The organism is Streptomyces capitiformicae, assembly GCF_002214185.1.
Classification (GTDB): domain Bacteria; phylum Actinomycetota; class Actinomycetes; order Streptomycetales; family Streptomycetaceae; genus Streptomyces; species Streptomyces capitiformicae.
This window is the reverse complement of the sequence record NZ_CP022161.1, coordinates 9,185,041-9,204,455: the sequence shown is the minus strand read 5'-3', so window position 1 is coordinate 9,204,455 and position 19,415 is coordinate 9,185,041. Positions and strand designations below refer to the sequence as shown.

12 protein-coding genes and 1 tRNA gene are annotated in these 19,415 nt (G+C 69.0%); 4 read left to right on the top strand and 9 right to left on the bottom strand.

Annotation, left to right across the window (positions count from 1 at the left end; all coding sequences use genetic code 11):
- The first annotated feature begins 4 nt into the window (after window positions 1-4).
- Both CES90_RS41255 and CES90_RS41250 read left to right on the top strand, forming a co-directional pair.
- On the top strand, window positions 5-1,195 hold the full coding sequence (locus CES90_RS41255; RefSeq protein ID WP_189788109.1) for a type III PLP-dependent enzyme: 1,191 nt from the start codon (window positions 5-7) through the stop codon (window positions 1,193-1,195).
- A gap of 164 nt (window positions 1,196-1,359) precedes the next feature.
- A complete protein-coding gene (locus CES90_RS41250; protein ID WP_189788108.1) occupies window positions 1,360-2,550 on the top strand; it encodes a 4-hydroxybenzoate 3-monooxygenase in 1,191 nt (396 codons plus the stop codon).
- A 50-nt stretch (window positions 2,551-2,600) separates the two neighbouring features.
- Here CES90_RS41250 and CES90_RS41245 read toward each other — a convergent pair whose 3' ends face one another.
- The 3 genes from CES90_RS41245 to CES90_RS41235 form a co-directional block, all read right to left on the bottom strand.
- Entirely contained in the window at window positions 2,601-2,945 is a 345-nt protein-coding gene (locus CES90_RS41245) for a hypothetical protein (RefSeq protein ID WP_189788107.1), read from the bottom strand.
- Between the two features lie 37 nt (window positions 2,946-2,982).
- Window positions 2,983-4,194, bottom strand: coding sequence for a zinc-dependent alcohol dehydrogenase (locus CES90_RS41240; RefSeq protein WP_189788106.1), 1,212 nt, complete (start codon window positions 4,192-4,194; stop codon window positions 2,983-2,985).
- 100 nt (window positions 4,195-4,294) lie between these two features.
- Window positions 4,295-4,657: a DUF6479 family protein gene (locus CES90_RS41235; protein ID WP_189788105.1), complete on the bottom strand. Its 363-nt coding sequence runs from the start codon at window positions 4,655-4,657 to the stop codon at window positions 4,295-4,297.
- A gap of 170 nt (window positions 4,658-4,827) precedes the next feature.
- Here CES90_RS41235 and CES90_RS41230 point away from each other — a divergent pair, with 170 nt between their 5' ends.
- A complete protein-coding gene (locus CES90_RS41230) occupies window positions 4,828-5,214 on the top strand; it encodes a ferredoxin (RefSeq protein WP_189788104.1) in 387 nt (128 codons plus the stop codon).
- A gap of 87 nt (window positions 5,215-5,301) precedes the next feature.
- Window positions 5,302-6,480 carry an acyl-CoA dehydrogenase family protein gene (locus tag CES90_RS41225; protein ID WP_189788103.1) on the top strand — a complete coding sequence of 393 codons (1,179 nt, stop codon included), beginning with the start codon at window positions 5,302-5,304 and terminating at the stop codon, window positions 6,478-6,480.
- A 218-nt stretch (window positions 6,481-6,698) separates the two neighbouring features.
- Here the strand turns inward: CES90_RS41225 and CES90_RS41220 are convergent.
- The 6 genes from CES90_RS41220 to CES90_RS41195 form a co-directional block, all read right to left on the bottom strand.
- A tRNA-Pro gene (locus tag CES90_RS41220) sits at window positions 6,699-6,772 on the bottom strand.
- A gap of 46 nt (window positions 6,773-6,818) precedes the next feature.
- Window positions 6,819-8,009, bottom strand: a complete 1,191-nt coding sequence (locus CES90_RS41215; protein WP_229914462.1) for an FxsB family cyclophane-forming radical SAM/SPASM peptide maturase — start codon at window positions 8,007-8,009, stop codon at window positions 6,819-6,821.
- 420 nt (window positions 8,010-8,429) lie between these two features.
- A complete protein-coding gene (fxsT, locus tag CES90_RS41210) occupies window positions 8,430-12,380 on the bottom strand; it encodes an FxSxx-COOH system tetratricopeptide repeat protein (protein WP_189788143.1) in 3,951 nt (1,316 codons plus the stop codon).
- 30 nt (window positions 12,381-12,410) lie between these two features.
- On the bottom strand, window positions 12,411-13,655 hold the full coding sequence (locus CES90_RS41205) for a TIR-like protein FxsC (protein ID WP_189788144.1): 1,245 nt from the start codon (window positions 13,653-13,655) through the stop codon (window positions 12,411-12,413).
- A 186-nt stretch (window positions 13,656-13,841) separates the two neighbouring features.
- Window positions 13,842-17,873, bottom strand: a complete 4,032-nt coding sequence (fxsT, locus tag CES90_RS41200; RefSeq protein WP_189788145.1) for an FxSxx-COOH system tetratricopeptide repeat protein — start codon at window positions 17,871-17,873, stop codon at window positions 13,842-13,844.
- Window positions 17,870-19,189, bottom strand: coding sequence for a TIR-like protein FxsC (locus CES90_RS41195; RefSeq protein WP_189788146.1), 1,320 nt, complete (start codon window positions 19,187-19,189; stop codon window positions 17,870-17,872). Before CES90_RS41195 ends, fxsT (CES90_RS41200) begins: the two co-directional genes overlap by 4 nt.
- Between the last annotated feature and the right edge of the window lie 226 nt (window positions 19,190-19,415).

Below are 19,415 nucleotides of genomic sequence, written 5' to 3'. Positions count from 1 at the left end.
CCCGATGACCGACCCCACGCTCGCCGTACGCGACCGCGTCCTGTCCCTTCCTCCCATCGAACTCCCCGCATACGTCTACGACTTGGCTGCCCTGCGCGAGCACGCCGCGTACGTACGGTCCGTCCTGCCCGAGCGGGTCGAGTTGTACTACGCCGCCAAGGCCAACCCCGAGCCGGAGATCCTCGCCGCGCTCGGCCCGTACGTCGACGGCTACGAGGTGTCCTCCGGCGGCGAACTCGCCCATGTCGCCAAGGCGGTACCGGGTCGGCCGCTGGCCTTCGGCGGGCCCGGCAAGACCCCGGACGAGATCCGGGCCGCCCTGGAGCAGGGCGTCGAACGCTTCCACGTGGAGAGCGCACACGACCTGCGCATGCTCGCCGGACTGGCCCGCCAGGTGGCGCCGGACACGCGGGTCGGCGTGCTGCTCCGCTTCAACCTCGCCGTGGCCGACGGCTCGCTGGCGGGCAGTTCCCTCGCGATGGGCGGCAGACCCACCCCGTTCGGCCTGGACCCGACCCAGGCCCCGGACATCATGCGGATCCTCACGGACGGGACCTACCCCCACCTCGAACTGCGCGGAATACACGCCCACTTGGCGAGCGGACTCGACGCCCCCGAACAACTGGCCGTCGCCCGCTCGATCGTGGACTGGGCGACCGGTCTGGGCGTACCCCTCGCCGAAGTGAACGTCGGCGGCGGCATGGCCGTGGACTACACCGACCCCGACAGCCGCTTCGACTGGCGGGCGTACGGCGAAGGAATGGCCCGACTCGCCGACGCACACCCCGAACTGACGCTCCGTATCGAACCCGGGCGAGCACTGACCGCGTACTGCGGCTGGTACGCCACCGAGGTGCTGGACGTGAAGCACAGCCATGGCGAGGAGTTCGCGGTGGTCCGGGGTGGTACCCATCATCTGCGCACTCCGGCGACCAAGGGGCACGACCAGCCCTGTTCCGTGCTGGCGGTGGGGGAGTGGCCCCACCCGTGGCCGCGCCCGGCGGCCGACGGGGAGCGCGTCAGCCTCACCGGACAGCTGTGCACCCCGAAGGACCTCCTCGCCCGGAACGTCCACGCACCGGGGCTGCGGGCCGGGGACCGCGTGGCCTTCTCCCTCGCGGGCGCCTACGCCTGGAACATCTCGCACCACGACTTCCTCATGCACCCGAGGCCGAGCTTCCACTTCCTGAACTGACCTTTTCGGAGGAGTCGGGGGAGTGTGACCGTTGACAGGCGGGCGGAGCGGGCGCAGACTCACTCGTACAACTTGGTGAAGTGAATTTCACCTGACGAACAAGACGAACAAGGTCGGCGCCCGGGGACGGGACGCGGCTCGTCCTCAACGACGAGGGAGTACTCATGCACACCACCGTCGGCATCATCGGCGGCGGCCCCGCCGGTCTGCTGCTGGCCCGTCTGCTGTACAACGCGGGAATCGACAGCGTGGTTCTGGAACGCAAGGACCGCGCGTACGTCGAGCAGCGGCAGCGCGCCGGAATCCTGGAGCAGGCCACCGTCGACGTCCTGCGCTCCGCCGGCGCCGGTGCGCGGCTGGACGCCGAGGGTATGCCCCACGACGGTATCGAGCTGCGCTTCGACGGGCGCGCCCATCGCGTCGACTTCCCCTCCCTGACCGGCGGACGCCGGGTGTGGGTCTACGCCCAGACCGAGGTCGTCAAGGATCTCATCGCCCTCCAGCTCACCGACGGCGGGCCCCTGCTGTTCGAGGCCGAGGTGCACGCCGTGGAGGGCGCCGACACCGAGCAGCCGGTGATCCGCTACACCCACGAGGGCCGCGAGCAGACCCTGACCTGCGACTACGTGGTCGGCTGCGACGGCTTCCACGGCGTGGCCAGGAACGCCGTCCCGGACGGGGTACGGACCACGTACGAGCGGACGTACCCCTACTCCTGGCTCGGCATCCTCGCCGACGCCCCGCCCGTCTACGACGAGCTGATCTACGCCCACTCCGAGCGGGGTTTCGCGCTGGCGAGCATGCGGTCGCCGTCCGTGAGCCGCCTCTACCTCCAGGTTCCGAACGGCACCGACCCGGCCGACTGGTCCGACGAGCGGATCTGGGACGAGCTGGACGCCCGCTTCGCCCTCACCGCCAACCCTGGCTGGCGGCTCAAGCGCGGGCCCGTCACCGCCAAGTCCGTGCTGCCCATGCGCAGCCACGTCACCGAGCCGATGCGGTACGGCCGTCTGTTCCTGGCCGGCGACGCCGCCCACATCGTGCCGCCCACCGGCGCCAAGGGGCTCAACCTGGCCGCCACCGACGTCATCGTGCTGGCCCGCGCCTTCGCCCAGCTCAAGGAGACCGGTTCGACCGAGCTCCTCGACGCCTACTCCGACACCTGTCTGCGCCGGGTGTGGCGGGCCGAGCACTTCTCCTACTTCATGACCACGACCCTCCACGCGGACCCGGAGCAGTCCCCCTTCGAGACCAGGCTCCAGCTCTCCCAGCTCGACCGCGTCGCCACCTCCCCGCACGCCGCCGCCGAACTGGCCGAGAACTACACGGGGTTGTCGCTGGACGCGAATTCCTGACAACGACGGGCGAGCCGGCAACCGACCGGCTCGCCCACCCGCGACACCCCCTAGGTGCGGTCGCCCTTGGGCTTGCCCCGCTGATCCGGAGTCCCGTGCGGCGGCGGGCTCATCGGCTGTGGCGAGGTCGTCGGAGAGACGGGCGAGCCGGAACTGCTGCTGTGCTGTTCGGGCCGTACGCCGCCGGGGTCTCCGGAGGTCGGTTCGGCGCCCGCGTGCAGCTGGTCCAGGCGGGCCGTCAGCACTTGGGTCACCGCCAACCGATCGGCGTGGGCACGCTCGTACACGAGCAGCTCCTCCACCTCCTCGGCGGTGAGTGCGCGGACGCGGCCCTCCAGGCCGCCGAGCGGCAGATGGTCGTAGTCGGGCAGCGGCAGTGTGCTGCGCTCTGCCATCGGTCTCACTTCCCTCACGTACGTGGTGCTGGGCGGCTCAGGCGGTGTCGAGCGCGACCTTCGTCCAGCCCTGCTCGCGCCGGTCGAAGTGCTCGTACGCGGCGATCGCGCCCTCGGTGTCCGCCCAGCGCGTGATGAACGGCGTGGTGTCGAGGACTCCCGAGGCGACCATCGACACGAGCCGTGGGATGTAGCGGCGGTGGTGGCAGTTGCCCATCCGCAGCGTCAGGTTGCGCTGCATGGCCGCGCCGAACGGGAAGCGGTCGGCGTGCGGCGGATACACACCCGTCACGCCGATCGTGCCCGCCTTCGCCACCAGGTCCACCGCCCAGCGCATGGCCTGGCTGGGCGCGTCCCCCGGCCGCCAGGTGCCGTGCCGGTCGGGGTTCTGCACGGGGGCCGCGAGGTCCCCTTCCTCGTCGAAGCGCCGCTTCTCGCTCTCCCCAACGGCGGCGGGCCCGCGCTCGGGGTGCTCGGCGTCCACCCCGACGGCCTCGATCACCCGGTCCACGCCGATCCCGCCGGTCATCTCGCGGATCGCCTCGACCGGATCCTCGGCGTTGAAGTCCACCGTCTCGGCATGCTGGTCGCGGGCGAGCGACAGCCGGTCCGGGACCCCGTCGACGACGATCACCCGGCCCGCTCCCTGTAACCGCGCGGCCACGGCCGCCAGTTGCCCGACCGGGCCCGCGCCCAGCACCGCGACCGTGTCGCCGCTGCTCACCTCCGCGAGGCGGGCGCCGAACCAGGAGGTCGGCATGATGTCGGACAACAGAATGGCGCTCGCGTCGTCCACGGAGTCGGGCAGCGGCACGAGCCCCGTGTGAGCGAAGGGCACCCGGGCGAACTCGGCCTGCAGCCCGTCGAGTCCACCCGCCGCCTCCGGCCCGCCGAAGAACGTCGTACTGCCCTGTTTGCCGTTCGGGTTGGCGTTGTCGCACTGGGCGTAGTAGCCGGCCCGGCAGTAACTGCAGACTCCGCACGCGACCGTCGACGGAACCACCACCCGGTCGCCGGGCCGGAAGTTCCGTACCCCCGTGCCCGTCTCCTCCACGATCCCGACCGCCTCATGGCCGAGGATCCGTCCTTGCGCCAGGCCGGGTACGGTGCCTCGCACGAAGTGCAGGTCCGTGCCGCAGATGGCCGATGTGGTGATGCGGACGACCGCGTCGTGGCGGTCCTGGATCTTGGGCTCGGGTACGTCGTCCAGGCGGATGTCTCCCACGCCGTGCCATACGACGGCCTTCACTGGGTCTTCCTCCCTCATGGGTACGCACACCGCAAGGCTGGTCGCTGTGTGTAAGTGCCCGCGGGCGCCTGTCCAAGCGCGTGCCGGAGGCCTCTCCGGGTCAGTGGGCGCCGAGGCCGCCGCTGCCGAAGGAGCCGCTGCCGCCCTTGCTCCAGCGCGGCCGCTTCTTCTCCTGGCTGGGCCGGGAACCCAGGTTTCCGTGCACCTGGTAGGGCAGCAGTCGAAGGTCGCTCTTCGGTATCTCGTCCGGTTCGCGGTTCTCCAGCTCCTCATGAACCGGGCCCCCCTCCGGCAGCCGCGGCTGCTCCTCGGGGAGCGGACGGCGCGGCCCACGGGCACGTCGGCGCGCGTCCAGAAAGACAGCGCCGATGAGCAGCGCCACGACCACCACACCGACTATGAACGGTGCGATACCGCCCAGCACACTGCGCTCTGCTACGAAAACAGCCCATTCTGTATTCATATAGGATTAATACCCCCAAAGGGTCGGGTGAAATCGAGGTCGGCTCGGTTTGAAAGGCGCTCGGTAACCGCAACCACCTCCACCGTGCCGGGGGTGTGCACGGGTGCCCTCGCCCGTCTGCGGAAAACAGCATCGCGTTTGACGGGGTCCCCTCCGGCTACCCGCCCGTCGTGACCTCGACGACGACATCCCAAACATCCCAACAGGAACTCGTTCGCTTCCTGGAGGACCGCTTCGCATGTGCGCAGGCGTGCACCGAGTGCGCGCGTGCGTGTGCCCTGCGGGCGAGCCTCGCCGACCCGGACGGGCCCGAAGACCAGGAACGCATGCGACGCAAGGGCATCATGTGCGCGGAGGTGTGCGACGCCACCTGCCGTGTGCTGTCCGAGCAGAGCCTCCTCGACGAAGCCGGTATCCGCGTCCAGGTGGAGTGGTGCCGAACCGTCTGCCTGGAGTGCGCCCGCGTCTTCGACGAACAGCCCGGCGCGGAGGAAGGCGCCAAGGCCTGCCGCGACTGCGCCCGGGCCTGTACGGACTTCCTCGCCGTCCTCGACTGAATGTGTTGCCATGAATGTGTTCCCAATTACTGGAACACGTTCTAGCGTGTGCGCCGTCAGGTCCGCCCTGGGGAGCCTGGAGGCGCCGTGCACCTCGAATACACACCCGAGCAGCAGCGGTTGCGCACCGAACTGCGCGCCTACTTCGCCGTTTTGGTGCCGACGGGTGCCCACACCCGCCACGCCGACCCGGCGGCGCAGAAGCGCTTCTACCGCGAGACCATCCGCCGCCTCGGCACGGACGGCTGGCTGGGCGTGGGCTGGCCCAAGGAGTACGGCGGACGCGGCCTCACCGCCATCGAGCAGTTCATCTTCTTCGACGAGGCCGCCCAGGCGGGCGTCCCGCTGCCCCTGATGGCGCTCAACACGGTCGGCCCGACGATCATGCGGTACGGCACCGAGGAGCAGAAGTCGTACTTCCTGCCGCGCATCCTCTCCGGCGAAATCGACTTCGCGATCGGCTACAGCGAGCCCGACGCAGGCACCGACCTGGCCTCACTGAAGACCCGCGCGGTGCGCGACGGGGACGAGTACGTGGTCAACGGCCAGAAGATCTGGACGACCAACGGCGACACAGCGGACTGGGTGTGGCTGGCCACCCGCACCGACCCCGACGCCCCGCCCCACAAGGGCATCACCATGCTCCTCGTCCCGACCACCGACCCCGGCTACTCCTGCACCCTCATCAACACCCTCGCCTCGCACGACACCACCGCCAGCTACTACGAGAACATCCGCGTCCCCGTCTCCCGCCGCGTCGGCGAGGAGAACAAGGGCTGGCGGCTGATCACCAACCAGCTCAACCACGAGCGCGTCACCCTCGCCGCCCACGGCACCATGGCCATCCGCTCCCTGCACAACGTCCAGCACTGGGCCATGGAGACCAAGCTCGCCGACGGTCGCCGCGTCATCGACCTCCCCTGGGTACGCCGCCGCCTCGCCCAGACCCACACCAAGCTCGACGCACTCAAACTCCTCAACTGGCGTATGGTCAGCGCCGTCCAGGACGGCACCCTCACCCCCCAGGACGCCTCCGCCGTCAAGGTCTACGGCTCCGAGGCCCGCCGCGACGCCTACGCCTGGCTCATGGAGATCGTCGCCACCGCCGGCGCCCTGAAAGAAGGCTCCGCCGGCGCCGCCCTCCACGGCGAACTGGAACGCGGCTACCGTTCCGCCGTCATCTTCACCTTCGGCGGCGGCAACAACGAGATCCAACGCGAGATCATCTCGTGGATCGGTCTGGGGATGCCCCGGGTCCGGCGTTAGTTCGGTGTGACCACCGACGTTAGTTGTCACATGCCGAGGACGGTTGTCACCGAGAACCAACGGGATCGCGATGGCGACGAAGTTGTGACATGACAGCTGGCACCTTGCCACGAGAACTGAAAATTGCCGTTTAGTACTGCAACGGTGCTTGCCGTGACTGCTGGCCAGCTCAGTCGTTGGTGTGGTTATGGGTGGGGACCTTGCTGATGTCAGACGAGTCGGGACGACAGGATTTGAACCTGCGACCCCTTGACCCCCAGTCAAGTGCGCTACCAAGCTGCGCCACGTCCCGTTGCGCTTTCACGGTGTTGTGTGTGAACTCGCAGGTGAAGCCTACCCTATGTGCTCTGTGATGCCGTGACGAGGTCGGCCTGGACGCGGGCCCGGATGTGCAGGATCAACGCGGTCAGGTCGGCACAGTAGACCGAGGGGTTGCGGAAGCCGGTTCCGGAGGCGTACCGGTGCGCGAAGAGCCCACCCCCGCACACGCCGAGGAGGGGGCAGCGTGTGCACGTGGGTCCCAGACCCCCTACGCCCGACTGGCGTTGACGGAACAAGTGATGCCCGAGGACGTCGTCGAGGCTGTAGCGGAAGACGTCGAGTCCTGTCTCCGGCGCGCCTTCGTAAGCGACCTTGAGTGAGTCGGACTGCTCGATGGAGCCGTCGGTCTCGATGACGGCCAGCGTCGCCGGGGCCAGGCCGACGGACTCGGTGCGTACGGAGCCGCCGAGGACACCCGCCATCAGTTCCTCGAAGAGCCGGATGCCCGTCTCCCTCTCGGGGGAGTCGTACCAGCGGTCGAAGACTCGCCGCAGCCAGTCGGCGTACGGGGTCTCCCCTCGGTGAGCCATCACCCCGTCGACGGTCACCGGGGCGGCGGTGGGGAGCCGGTGCCGCCGGTCTCCGAGCCCTGGGGGCGGTGTGTCCCATGTGCCGTGCGGGAGCAGGAGGTCGACGCGGGGGGGACGTGCGGCCAGGAGTGCCTCGTAGGTTTCGACGGGGTCGTTGGCCAGGTCGATCGTGCACAGCAGGCCCGCGTACAGCAGGCGGTACTCGGGCGCGTTCAGACGGTCGAGTCCTCCCATCACCTGCCCGTGACTCCCCGCGCCGTGCGGAAACCGGCGATGCCGGTCATGGCCCGCTCGGGTGCCGTCCAGGCTCACACTGACGCCGACCCGATGCCGTCGAAGCACGTCCAGGATGTCGGGGGTGAGCAGTACGCCGTTGGTCTGCAGGGAGAAACGGACGGGTACCGCCGTCTTCGCCAATCCTCGGCGGAGAACGGTGAGCAGTTCCTCCAGCCGTCCGGCCCCCAGAAGCAGCGGCTCACCGCCGTGGAGCACGATCCGAACGTCTGGCAGATCATGGGCCGCGGCATGCTCGGCGATGCGGTGGGCCACCTGCTTCGCGACGGACGCGTCCATGACACGTGGTTTGTCGCGCCAGCTGGTGTCGGCGGAGTGGTAGACGTAGCAGTAGCCGCAGTCCAGGTTGCAACGGCTGTGCACCTTGAGGATGAACTGCCGCAAGGAAACGGGAGTTGACGGAACCCGCGGGAAGCTCACCGCACCTACGCCTCGAAATCGATCGAAGATTCGAAAGCCGCGAGGTGTGCGACATCCGGATTCGCGGCCTCCTGTTCGAGGCGGCGCAGTACATGACCAAGGGCACTGTTCGCGGTGACGGTACGAGGACGGTCCTCGGCAGGCCGGGTGAGGCCCACACTAAGAATGACGGAGCCTGTAAGCACGTCTGTCGAGGACAAAGAGGGTGACACCGGTCTCCTAGAGTCAAAGCCGATACAGAGCATCCACTCAACAGGACGTACCCGTATCCGTGTGCGGAGGATAGCAGCGGCGGCCTAAATAGAGCGGCAAGAATACGCACAAAGCACCGCACAGAAAACTTCGCCGCACCACATGGGCCCCACACTGCTTCGTGGCACCGAATCAGAAGGTGAAGGGTGGTTCGATGTCCGCGTCCAGTCGCAGCCCGCTCTTCACCGCCTCGTGGGTCGGATGGTGGTCGCGCAGGGTTCGGGCAGCGAGCCGCAGGGCCTCATCGCGCTGCTCCTTCGACTCCTCCGACGCACCAGTCGAGGCGAGATCGACCGCGAGGTTGGAACGCAGCGTGATGATGTCGTAGTGGTCGGCGCCCAGAGTCTCCAACGCCCTCGCGAGCGCCTCGCGTTCGAGGGATATGGCAGCCTCCGGCTGACCGGCGTCGGCGAGACAGTTGGCGTAGTTGATCATCGCGTCCAAGGTGTAGGGATGCCGCTCCCCGAGGGTCTCGGTCAGCGCCCGCAAGGCCCGTTCGGAGGCGGCGCGGGCGGCGTCCGTGTGGCTGCCGAGCCGTAGATAGATCGCCAGGTTGTTCTGGCATCCCAGCGTGTGGGGGTGCGATTCCCCCAGGGTCTGCCGCTGACGCGTCAGTATGTGCTCGGCGTGGTCACGGGCGCTGCGGACTTTATCAAGGGCGGCGAGCACATTGGCCAGGTCGGCGCGGGCGGCCAGGGTGTCCGGGTGGTCACGGCCGCGGTCCTCCGCGTAGACCAGATGGACGGACGCGATGAGTTCATGGGCCTCCGAGTAATAGCCGGCCCGGCGCAGTGCCACCGCGTAGTTGCGCTGGGTGAGCAAGGTCTGGGCGTGCCTCGGACCAAGCTGTTCCACCTTCTGGCAGGTCTCTTCCAAGAGGTGGAGAGCGGTCTTGAGATAGCCGGTCTCGCGCAGATCGCGGGCGTAGTTGGAGGCCGCGCTGAGGGTGTAGACGTCCATGGCGCCCCTACGGGCGACCCGGTCGTGGTACACCCTTTTGTGGATCTCCAGTGCCGCACGCCGGTCCCCGCACAGGTACTCCGAGACACCGAGGTTACTGGCGTGCATGGACAGCCGGAGTTGGTCAGGGCTCCAAACCGCCTTGCTGGCCTCATACGTGGCGCGGTCCCATTCCCGAGCTTCGGCGTAACGACCCAGCGCGTTGAGGTCGGCGGCCACATTCGCCGCCGCGATCAGTGTGCGTCGGCGATCAGGATTCGTGTGCGCGGCGAATCGCCGGTGGACGTCGACGTCGTTCGCCCAGGCCTCACGTGAAGCACCCTGGGAACGCAGGATGTTGCCGAGCTGGGTGCGCAGCCGCAGTACCTGGATGTCATCCGGCCCCAGGCGCTCGGTCCACTGCTCGAGGACGCGTTGGGCGGTGTCCCGCCCGGAGGCGAGCAGATTACGGCGCCACAGACAGCGCACCGTGTCGATGATCCACTGCTGCACGTCCGGATCGTCGCTGCCCGCTGCACGGCTGGGCAACAGATGAGGCAGCAACTGCGCATAGCGCGGCCACTTCTCGGGGTCGACAGGGGCCCCGGGGTTGCCCGCGGCGAGCGCGGCATGCACCACCGAGCGCAAGTGCCGGCACCGTTCCTCGGGTAGCGAGTGCCTGACCTCCGCCTGCACCAGCCGGTGGATGACGAGCGTGCCCTCCTCCTGGTCCGCCTGGGCCAGCCCGAACCGGTTGATCTCCTGGAAGACCTTGCCGATGGTCACCTCGTCCCGGGGGACGCCCTCGTCGAGCGTCAGAGCGTCCATCAGAGAAGGGGTGTACAACAGGTCCATGGGGATGGGGTCGGCGCCGAAGAAGGAGCAGATCTCCAACAAGTCCGCGGCGGCGGGGCTGTTGGCCCGGATCTCCTCCAACGACACCAGCCAGCCCGCCATCTCCAGCGGTCGTTTCTCGGTGCGCTTGAGCAGTTCCGTGGTCTGTGTACGCAACAGGTGCAGATAGCGGTCGACGGGCATGGCCGTGGCGCTCAGCCACACCGCGGCCTGGTGGACGGCGAGGGGGAGGTCACCGAGTTCGTGCGCGATCTGCTGCGCGCTGTCCGGGTCGAGGCCCGGGTTGTGCCGACCCAGGAGAGCCACACTCTCGGCCCGGCTGAACACCTCGACCGGAAGCACGTTTCCGGCCTCTTCCCACGTACGGTCGCGGGAGGTGACAAGCACATGCCCACCCTGCGACGTCTGGGCGGGGAGCCACTCGGCCGTCTTGCCCGGGGCACCCGCGCTGTCGAAGACGAGCAGCCAGTTGCGGTACGGCGTTCCGCCGGCCAGAGCCCTGAGCACCCGCTGAGCGGTGAGCGCGGTGTCCTGCCCGTGTTCGATGCCGAGTCGGGGTGCGAGGCGAGCCAGTTCGGAGGCGATGGCCGCGGGCTCAGCGGCCGGGACCCACCACACCACGTCGTACGCAGCGCGATAACGGTAGGTGTACTCCAGTGCCGTCTGGGTCTTGCCCACTCCGCCGAGACCCACCAGGACCTGCGGCGACGAGGACCCCTCGGTGGAGGTCAGCCGGTCCCGCAACTCGTGGAGCAGCGCGTTCCGGCCGGTGAAACCGACATTCCTCGGTGGCATCGACTCCACGGTCGGATCGGCGCCCGGATAGCGCGGGGGTTCCGTGGTCAGCAGGACGGGTGCACCGCGCACCGGGGCCGAGGGCGGCGGGCCGACGCTCTGCCTCAGCCGCCGTACCGCGTTCACAGCCGTGAGGTGGGCGATGCTGGGCGCGGCAGCGAGGTCGAAGGGCGGCTCAAGGGCCCGCTCGGCACCCTGAACGCGAACCGCGACGAGTTCGGGGGCCAGCGCGCGCTCCCTGACCGTCAGCGCCCGCCAGAGCACGACGGACTGCGGCACCGCGATGTACTCCTCGGACAGCAGGGCGAGGACCCTGCCTTCCTCCGCCAGGGCACGCACCACCTCCGGAGCGGTCTCGCCCGGCTTGATCTCTGTGATGTCGTGCAGCGTGACGCGGAAACCGGCGGACCCCAGATGCCAGGCCGCCCACTCCGCCCAGATCCGGTCCTCCGGCGCGTAACTGACGAAGAGACGGGCGCTGGTGGCCCTGCTCTTGTTCATGTACGCGGTCAGCAGCCGTTGCCGCTCCTCGTCCGGCAGGGGAGCGGCGCGCCGGACCTCACCGTCGGTGATCCAGTCAGTGAGCCGTTCGCAGGCCTTGAGTACGGTGCCTTCCTGCAACGGGCGGTCACCGACGGGTGCGACGATCTCCTCGTACGCGTAGAACGTCTTGTACGGGATCTCCACGTCGCCCCAGTACCGTTCGACGTCGCCCTCGTCCACCCACGACAGATGGCCACCGAATACCTCCCGGGCGCGGTCTCGGCTGATCTCGAGCCGCTCCCGCTCCGCGTCCTCGACCCGCATGGGCACCGGCATCAGCCGGATCGGCCGTCGGGCGCCCCTGGTCACGGCGCGGGCGACGTGCGCGGAGCCCCGGATGTTCTGCAGGTTGTAGACGAAGCCGAGGACGAGGTGGTCGGGTAAGAGGACCGTGCAGATGCCCGAACTGTCGGTGACGCCCGTACGGCTGTCGATCAGGACGTAGTCGTAGCGGGCGGCCATTTCCTCACGCATCGCCAGCAGGAACGATCCCCCGCCGAGCCGTTCATAGAAGGAATGCCAGTCGAAGGACGTGACGGAGTCCGAGTACACGGCGCTCTGCCGTCCGGCGGGCAGGAAGTCCAGCCGTCCGCCGCTCGCGAACTTCAGATCGAGGCCGACCACGTAAGGCGTCAGGTCCAGCGTCCGGCGGAACCATCCGTCGTCCTGTGGTGCCTCCTCGTGGCCGGGCAGCAGTACCGCCTGCTGGTAGGCGCGCAGCAGGTCGATCAGCCCGTCGGTGTCACGCAGTTCGGGGTCGGTGAGCAGCGGGTGGAAGTAGCTGTGCAGGCCCGGGGCCTCCAGGTCCCAGTCGACGGCCAGGACGCGCTTGCCCCGACTGGCCAGGATCCATGCCACGTTCGCCAGGGCCATCGTGCGTCCGACACCGCCCTTGAAGGAGTAGAAGGTGACGACCTGGCCGCGGCCGTCCGGTTCGCTGGATGTGCTCATCCGGTCTCCTGGGCAGTCGTGGTCGACGGATCACAGCCGGGGCATCGCCCCGGGTGGGGCGCCCGGTGGCAGTCGCCGGACATGGCCGCTGACGGCGATTCGGTTCTGGGTCACGGCCACGGCCCTGGCCAGCATCTCGTCGAACTCGTGCTGGTCGACGGGCGCCCAGAACACCGGGTCACGGGGGTCGTTGCGGCGCAGCCAGTTCCGTGGGAAGACATCTCTGACCGCGTCCCACAGGGCCGCGTTGTGCGTACCCGACTCCATGTCGTTCTCGTTGCAGGGTACGAGTACCGCGGTCGTCGGGTGGTGCGTCTTGTCGTAGCTGACGAGTGGACCTCGGTACCGTTCGTCGCGCGCCGACCAGGCGTCCACGAGCAGGACACACACCTGGTTGAGGTGGCGGGCCCGCTCCAGCTTGCTGTTCAGCTCGCGGTTCACCGCCTCCGCGCTCGCGGTATGTCCCTCCAGGGAGAGGACCTGCGCGGCCCGCTCCACCACGGTCGGGTCGCGCGGCGGACTGTACGGCGTCCACTTGCATGGGCCCTCCCCGTAGTACGTGGTGTGTGAACGTCCGACCGGAAGCTTCGACTCAGTGCCGGCCGCGACGAAGATCCGGACGTGGCCGGTGAGTTTTCTTGCCTCGGCGAGCGGGAAGCAGCCCCGGACCTTCGACAGGTCGAACGCCGGGGGTCTGTCGACAGGCAGGTTGAACGGCTCCGCCGCCCTGCGCACCCGCTCGGCCAGCTCCGCGACGACGTGCTGGTACGCGGGCCCGCCGGGGTCGGACTGCATCAGATGCAGCAGCCCGTGTCTGAGGTACTTCTCCCCCAGTCCCGCCTCGGTGTACTGGATGGCCCGGACCTCGAGGGGCATCCGGCTCTGCGGGACGGGTTCCCATATCACCGGGACCAGTGCGCGGGGCTGTACGGAGGTCAGTTGGTGGTAGCGCTCCACGCGGGCGGCGAAGTGGGTCCACTCCTTGCCGCAGTACTCGCTCCGGAAGTAGGCCGGGGAGTAGAGCGCGACCATGGCCCGGCACGAGCCCACCGCACGGCTCAGTTCAAGAAGCCACTGGTCACCGAGCATGATGTTCTTGACGTCACGGAAGGCGGGCTGCCGGGCCGATCCCGTCACCGGCATGGCGAGGGCTTCCAGCAGGTCGTCGTAGAACCGCCCCACATAAGCCGCCCGGTCGTCCCGCCTGGCGTAGCTGAGAAAGAAATACGGCTGCTCCAAGGTGCCCCCCACCGTGCCGCGCCGCACCGACGGCATCGAGGTCCTACCCTGCCGCCGCCGCTCTCAGACATGCTGCCGAATGGCGAATGAACGTTTCGGCGACTGCTGTTCCCGTGACAGGGGCTCCCGCGAGGATCCGTGGTGCCGGGTTCGGCCACGTGACAGCCACGTGGGCCCTGCGGACAGGATCGCCCGCAGGGCCTGCCTCGGCCGGCCGTCAGGTCAGGTGACCGCCGGTTCGATGTCCGCGTCGATGGGCTGCCAGCGGGTGACCGCCCGGGTCATGGGGTGGTCACCGCCGAGTTCCCCGCTGTCGACGGCGCGGCGCTCCGCCTCGCCGTGGAGCCGGCCCGCTTCCTCGTGGAGCCGCTCGGCGTCCTCCGAATCATCGCCGCGCAGTTCGGCCGCGAGGTTCGAGGCGGCGGCGATGGCGAGATAGTGGTTGGGGCCGAGTACCTCGCCGAGGCCCTCGTACGCTTCCCGGCCCACCATCACGGCTCGTGCGTGGTCACCGCTCTCGGACAGGTCCGTCGCGTGGTTCAGCATGCAGGTGAGGGTGTAGGGATGGCTCGGTCCGAGAAGTCGACGGAAGCGGTCGACTGTGTGAGTCGACAGTTCCAGCGCGGCTCCCTGCTCGCCGGTCAGCCGGAGCAGGATGGCGAGGTTGTTGGCGCAGGCGAGCGTGAAGACGTGATCCGGACCGAACCGGTGCTCGTAGCGGTTGAGGGTCTCCTTGGCGAGTTCGCGGCCCCGGACCGACTCTCCCCGGTCGTAGAGGTCCGCGCTCAGGTTCGTCGCGATGGCCAGGGTGTCGTGGTGATCCGGGCCCAGCTGCTTGAGTGCCTGTTCGTAGGTGTCGTTCGTCAGTGCGTACGCCTTCTCGTACTCGCCCTGCCTGCGGTACAGGATCGCGGCGCCGAGGGAGGCACGGAAGGTGATCAAGTGGTCGGGCCCCAGCGCGTGCCGGCTGCGCTCCAAGGTGTCCTCGGTGAGCTTGAGCGCTTCGCGGAACGCCCCGGCAGCCCGTAGGTCCCGGGCGTAGTTCACGGCGGAGTTGAGTGTGGAGCGATGGTCGGACCCCGAGATCTCCCGCCACTGTTTGAGCATCTCCCGGTTGGTGTCGCGGGCCGCCTGGCGGTTGCCGGACAGGAACTCGGACACGGCGAGGTTGTTGGCCGCCATGAGCGTACGCGGATGGCTGTCGCCGAAGACCCGCCGGGTGCGGCGCAGGTTCTCGCGGTCGCTCTCCATGGCGTCGGCGTACCGGCCGACACCGCGCAGGTCGGCGCCGAGGCTGGAGGCCGCGCCGAGGGTGTAGGGGTGGTCCTCGCCGAGGACCCGGCTGCCCCGCTCGTGGGCGTCGCGGGTCACGTCGTACGCCTCCGCCAGGCGGCCCTGGTCGCGCAGCGCGTTGCCGAGTTCGGTGCGCAGGCGCAGCACCAGCGCGTCGTCCTCGCCGAGGCGGGGCAGCCAGGCGGCGAGCACCCGTTCGGCTGTCCGGTTGGCCGTGTCGGCGTCGCCGCTGCGCCACAGATAGCGGACGGTGTCGCAGATCCACTGCCGTACCGGGAGGCTGTCGCTCTCCTCGGCCCGGGTGGGCCACAGGTGCGGCAGCAGGGCGGCGTAGCGTCGCCAGTTCTCGGACTCGTCGGGGTCCTTGGGGTTGGCCTGGCCGAGTACGGCGTGGGCGCGGTCCCGCATGGCGGTCTGCTCGTCGACGGTGAGCTGATCGCGGAGCACGCGTTGGATGAGGCGGTGCAGCGTCAGGGTGTCGGTCCGCTGGTCCACCTGGGCGAGTCCGTTGCGGACGATCTCTCCGTACAGCCTGCTCATCAGCAGGGGGTCGGACAGGCTCGGGTCGTGGCGTTCGAGGAGTTCGAGGGCGGGCCGGCTGCTGAGCATGTCCCGTGGGATCGGGTCGGGCCCGAAGAACGCGCACAGTTGGAGCAGGGCGGCCGCGGCGGGCGTGCGGGTCTTCAGCCGGTCGAGTGACCAGCTGGCCGCCGCCGACGTCGGGTAATCGGGAGCAGACTGGCTGCGCAGGATGTCGGTCATCTGAGTACGGAGCATCTCCACATAGGTGTCCACGGGCATCGCCGACTCCTGGAGTGACGCGGCGGCGAGGCTCACGGCCAGCGGGAAGTCCCCGAGTTCCTCGGCCACCCGAGCCGCCTCGGCGGGTTCGAGGGCCTGGTTGTAGCGGCGCAGCAGGGCGACGCTCTCGTCACGGGTGAAGAGATCGACCTCGATGCGTGCGGCGCGTTCGGCCCAGGCCGGGTTCCGCGAGGTGATGAGGATGTGGTGACCGGGCCCGCTGACCGGAACCAGACCGTCCAGGTCGGCCGGCTTCTCGGCGTTGTCGTACACGAGCAACCAACGCGCGTGGGGGGTGCCGCGCCGTAGCTTGTCCAGAACCTCGTTGCATACGGCCGTCAAGTCCTTGCCACCGAGGGGCACACCGAGATGCCCGGCCAGCGTGTTCAGGTCCTGGCGGATCTGCGTCGGCTCTGCGGCGTTGATCCACCAGACGAGATCGTAGTCCGATTCGAAGCGGTACGCGTACTCGAGCGCGACCTGTGTCTTCCCCACACCTCCGAGGCCGTAGAGGGCCTGGGGCAGAACGGCAGTGGTACCGGCGAGCAGGCTGTCGCGCAGCCGTTCGATGAGCGTCCGGCGGCCGGTGAAGGCGACGTTGCGTTGCGGCCGCCCGCCGATGACCTGCGGTGGAGTGCCGGGCAACCGGGCCGCGGCGGTCAGTCCCCCGGTGGCCGGGCGGGAGGCCGGGTCCGTCGAGCCGCTGCGGTCGACGCTGGTCAGCAGTCGGGCCACGGCCTCCTCGGCGGAGACCCCGGCGAGACTGACCGTCGAGGGGGGCGCGAACTCCGGCGGTGGCGGGGAGTCGCCGACACGGAGGGGAACGGCCATGCCGATTCGGCCGACCGGGTCACGGCGGCTGATCTGCTGCCAGATCTCCCGTGCCCGCGGATGGGCGGTGTACTCCGGCGAGAGCAGCACCACCATGCGCCCCTCGCCGGCGAGCGTGCGATCGAGGCCGGTCGGTGCGGGGGGCGTGTCGGCGAGTCCGTCCGTCTCGATCGGAGCGAGCGTCGCCTCGTAGCCGGCGGCTCGCAGCACGCTGACGGTCCAGTCCGCCCAGAGCCGGTCAGTCGCCGTGTAACTGACGTAGAAGTCCTTGCGCAGGGTCGGCGAGGTGCGCTCGTACTCCGCGCGCAGGGTACGGCGGTAGGGCTCGGGCAGGTTGCTCAGGCGGGTCACCCGGTTGTCGGTGAGCCGGGCGGTCAGCCGTTCGAACGCGGCGAGGAGGGTGCCGTCCTGCCGTCGCTCTCCGACGGTCGCGGGGATCTCCTCGTACGCGTAGCTGGGTTTGTACGGTATCTCGACGCTGCTCCAGTACTGGTCCTGCTCCTCGGGCGGCACCCAGTCCAGGAAGGGCGCGAACAGGCTCCGCGCCTGGTAGCGGCCGGCCTCCAGGCGGTCGCGCCCGGCGTCCTCGACGCGCATGGGGACGGGGACGATACGGATGTCGCGTCGGGCGTGGGAGTTGAGGCGGATGGCACGTGCCACGTGGGCGGCGCCGTTGATGCCCTGTCGGCTGAGGGTGAAGCAGTCCACGACGATGTCCGGCATGACGATCGTGCAGATGCTCGCGGTGTCGCTGAGGCCGGTCCGGCTGTCGATGAGGACGTAGTCGTACCGCGCGGCCATGTCGTCGCGCAGGGCAGTGAGGAAGTCGGGGCCGCCCATGCGGTAGAACGCGCCCCAGTCGAAGGTGCTGACCTTGACCGCGTAGGTGTCGGCGTCCTGCACGCCCGCGGGCAGGAGGTCGAGTTTTCCGCCCGCTGGCAGGCGCAGTTCGGTACCGACGACGTAGCGGTCGACGCGGGCCTGCTCCCGGTGGCCGGGGGCGTCGGGCAGGTCGCCCTTCGGCGGGGGCGGTGCGCTGGCGCCCGCGTCGGACACCCCCGAGCCCACCCGCTGCGCGACGGCATGCCGTGCGAAGGAACTGACCATCTCTATGACGCCGGCGCTCTCGGTGAGCTCGGGGTCGGCCAGCAGGGGCTGGAGGTAGGTGTGCAGTCCGGGCGCTTCGAGGTCCCAGTCGACGACGAGGACGCGCAGACCGTTGCTCGCGAGGATCCAGGCGGTGTTGACGAGCGCCATGGTGCGGCCCGTGCCGCCCTTGAAGGAGTAGAAGGTGATGATGGTGCCCCGGCCACGGTCGTCATCGGTCATCTGTCCTGCTCCTGCTCTAAGAGAATCGGATCGGAGGCGGGGCGGGCAGGTGTCGGCGGAGCGGGCTTCGTCTGGTCGGGTGGGACGGCCACTGTGCTCAGGACGGGGAGCGATGTGGACGTGATCTGGTCGCTCTCCAGGGAGCTGAGCTTGAGCGTCTCCTGGAAGGAGAAGAGATGGTTCTGCACCTTTACCACAACGGCGTGGAGTGCCCCGTCGAACTGGTCCGAGCCGATCCCTGATTGGAGCAGGGGCAGGGGATCCCCGGCTCCTTTCGACCAGTTGAACGGGAAGACGCCCCGGACCGCCTCCCAATAGGCCTTGCTCTGGGGTCCGTCACCCGCCTCGTCCTGACCGCACGGAACCACGGCCGCGCTGCCCGGATGGTTGCTCCGGTCGTAGGCGCGGAGGGCTCTTCCGAACGGTTCGTCCGCGGCGGCCTGCGCCTCCACCAGGAGGACCGCGACCTGTCCCTGCCCACGGGCCTCGTCCAGGGTGGCGCCAAGCACATCCGAGACGACCTCGGTCCGTACGGTGAAGCCGCGCTCCTCCAGGAGCTGGCTCGCTCTCCTGGCCACTGGCTCTGCGGATTCGGCGTGGTAGGGATTCCAGTCGGTGGGGCTCTCCCCGTGGCACCCCGGGTCCTTTGGCCACTTGTGGGCGCTCGCGGAGGTGCGGGCGGCGACGAGCAGCAGGGCGTGGCTGCCAGGCTCCGCCCGGTCGGCGGCGGACGGGAACGGACCGGCGGATTCCGGTGCGGTGAGGTCCAGACCGCTTACGGCCGGTATGCGGAAGTGTTCGGCGGAGACGAGGATCTGCCGCGCGAGGAGGTTGACGATACGACGGTACTCCCCGCCGCCCGGGTCGGCCGCCAGGATGCGCCGCAGCCCTGATTGCGCGTAGTTCTCGCCGAACGCGAGGTTGTCGTACTGGATGTGGGCCGCGCCGGGCGGAATGCTCTGTACGGGCTCCCACAGGACGGGGATGAGAGCCTTCGCATCCACTCCCGCCACTTCTCTGTGACTGCGCTGCCGGTCCTCGAAGGCCTTCCATTCGCGGCCGCAGAAGTCGCTTCTGAAGTAGTCGTTCGTATACAGGGCCACCATGGTGCGGCAGTTGCCGAGAGCATCGCCGAGGGCCGCGTTCCAGTCCTGGCCCACCTGAATGGACTGGACGTCGAGAAACGGTCGGTCGGAGGGCATGGGATTGCCCTTGCGTAATCGCCGCAGTTCCGCGCACAGATCGTCGTAAAACCGCTTGACGAGGACCCGCGGTCCGCGCCTGCGCGCATAGCTCAGGAAGAAGTATGGTTCCAACGAGCCCCCGACGTGCCGCGTTCACGGGGTCCCTATCGCGGGGTGAATGGGTTCTCGCGCCTCGGAAGGTGGCCGATTCCGGCGGAAGTGCACACGCTTCGGCTGCCTCCCACACCTCCTCACCCCCCAACCGGTACCCCTCAGCCATAGCCTTGGTTGAGTCGTGCCGAGACAGAGAACGATACCCCTGTCCGGCCGGACGGGCCCCCTTCAGGCAGGGCCCGAA

Bases quoted from the DNA above. Each gene is read 5' to 3' on its own strand.
- CES90_RS41255 (WP_189788109.1), top strand. From the start codon at position 5: ATGACCGACCCCACGCTCGCCGTACGCGACCGCGTCCTGTCCCTTCCT.
- CES90_RS41250 (WP_189788108.1), top strand. From the start codon at position 1,360: ATGCACACCACCGTCGGCATCATCGGCGGCGGCCCCGCCGGTCTGCTG.
- CES90_RS41245 (WP_189788107.1), bottom strand. From the start codon at position 2,945: ATGGCAGAGCGCAGCACACTGCCGCTGCCCGACTACGACCATCTGCCG.
- CES90_RS41235 (WP_189788105.1), bottom strand. From the start codon at position 4,657: ATGAATACAGAATGGGCTGTTTTCGTAGCAGAGCGCAGTGTGCTGGGC.
- fxsT (WP_189788143.1), bottom strand. From the start codon at position 12,380: ATGAGCACATCCAGCGAACCGGACGGCCGCGGCCAGGTCGTCACCTTC.
- CES90_RS41205 (WP_189788144.1), bottom strand. From the start codon at position 13,655: ATGCCGTCGGTGCGGCGCGGCACGGTGGGGGGCACCTTGGAGCAGCCG.
- fxsT (WP_189788145.1), bottom strand. From the start codon at position 17,873: ATGACCGATGACGACCGTGGCCGGGGCACCATCATCACCTTCTACTCC.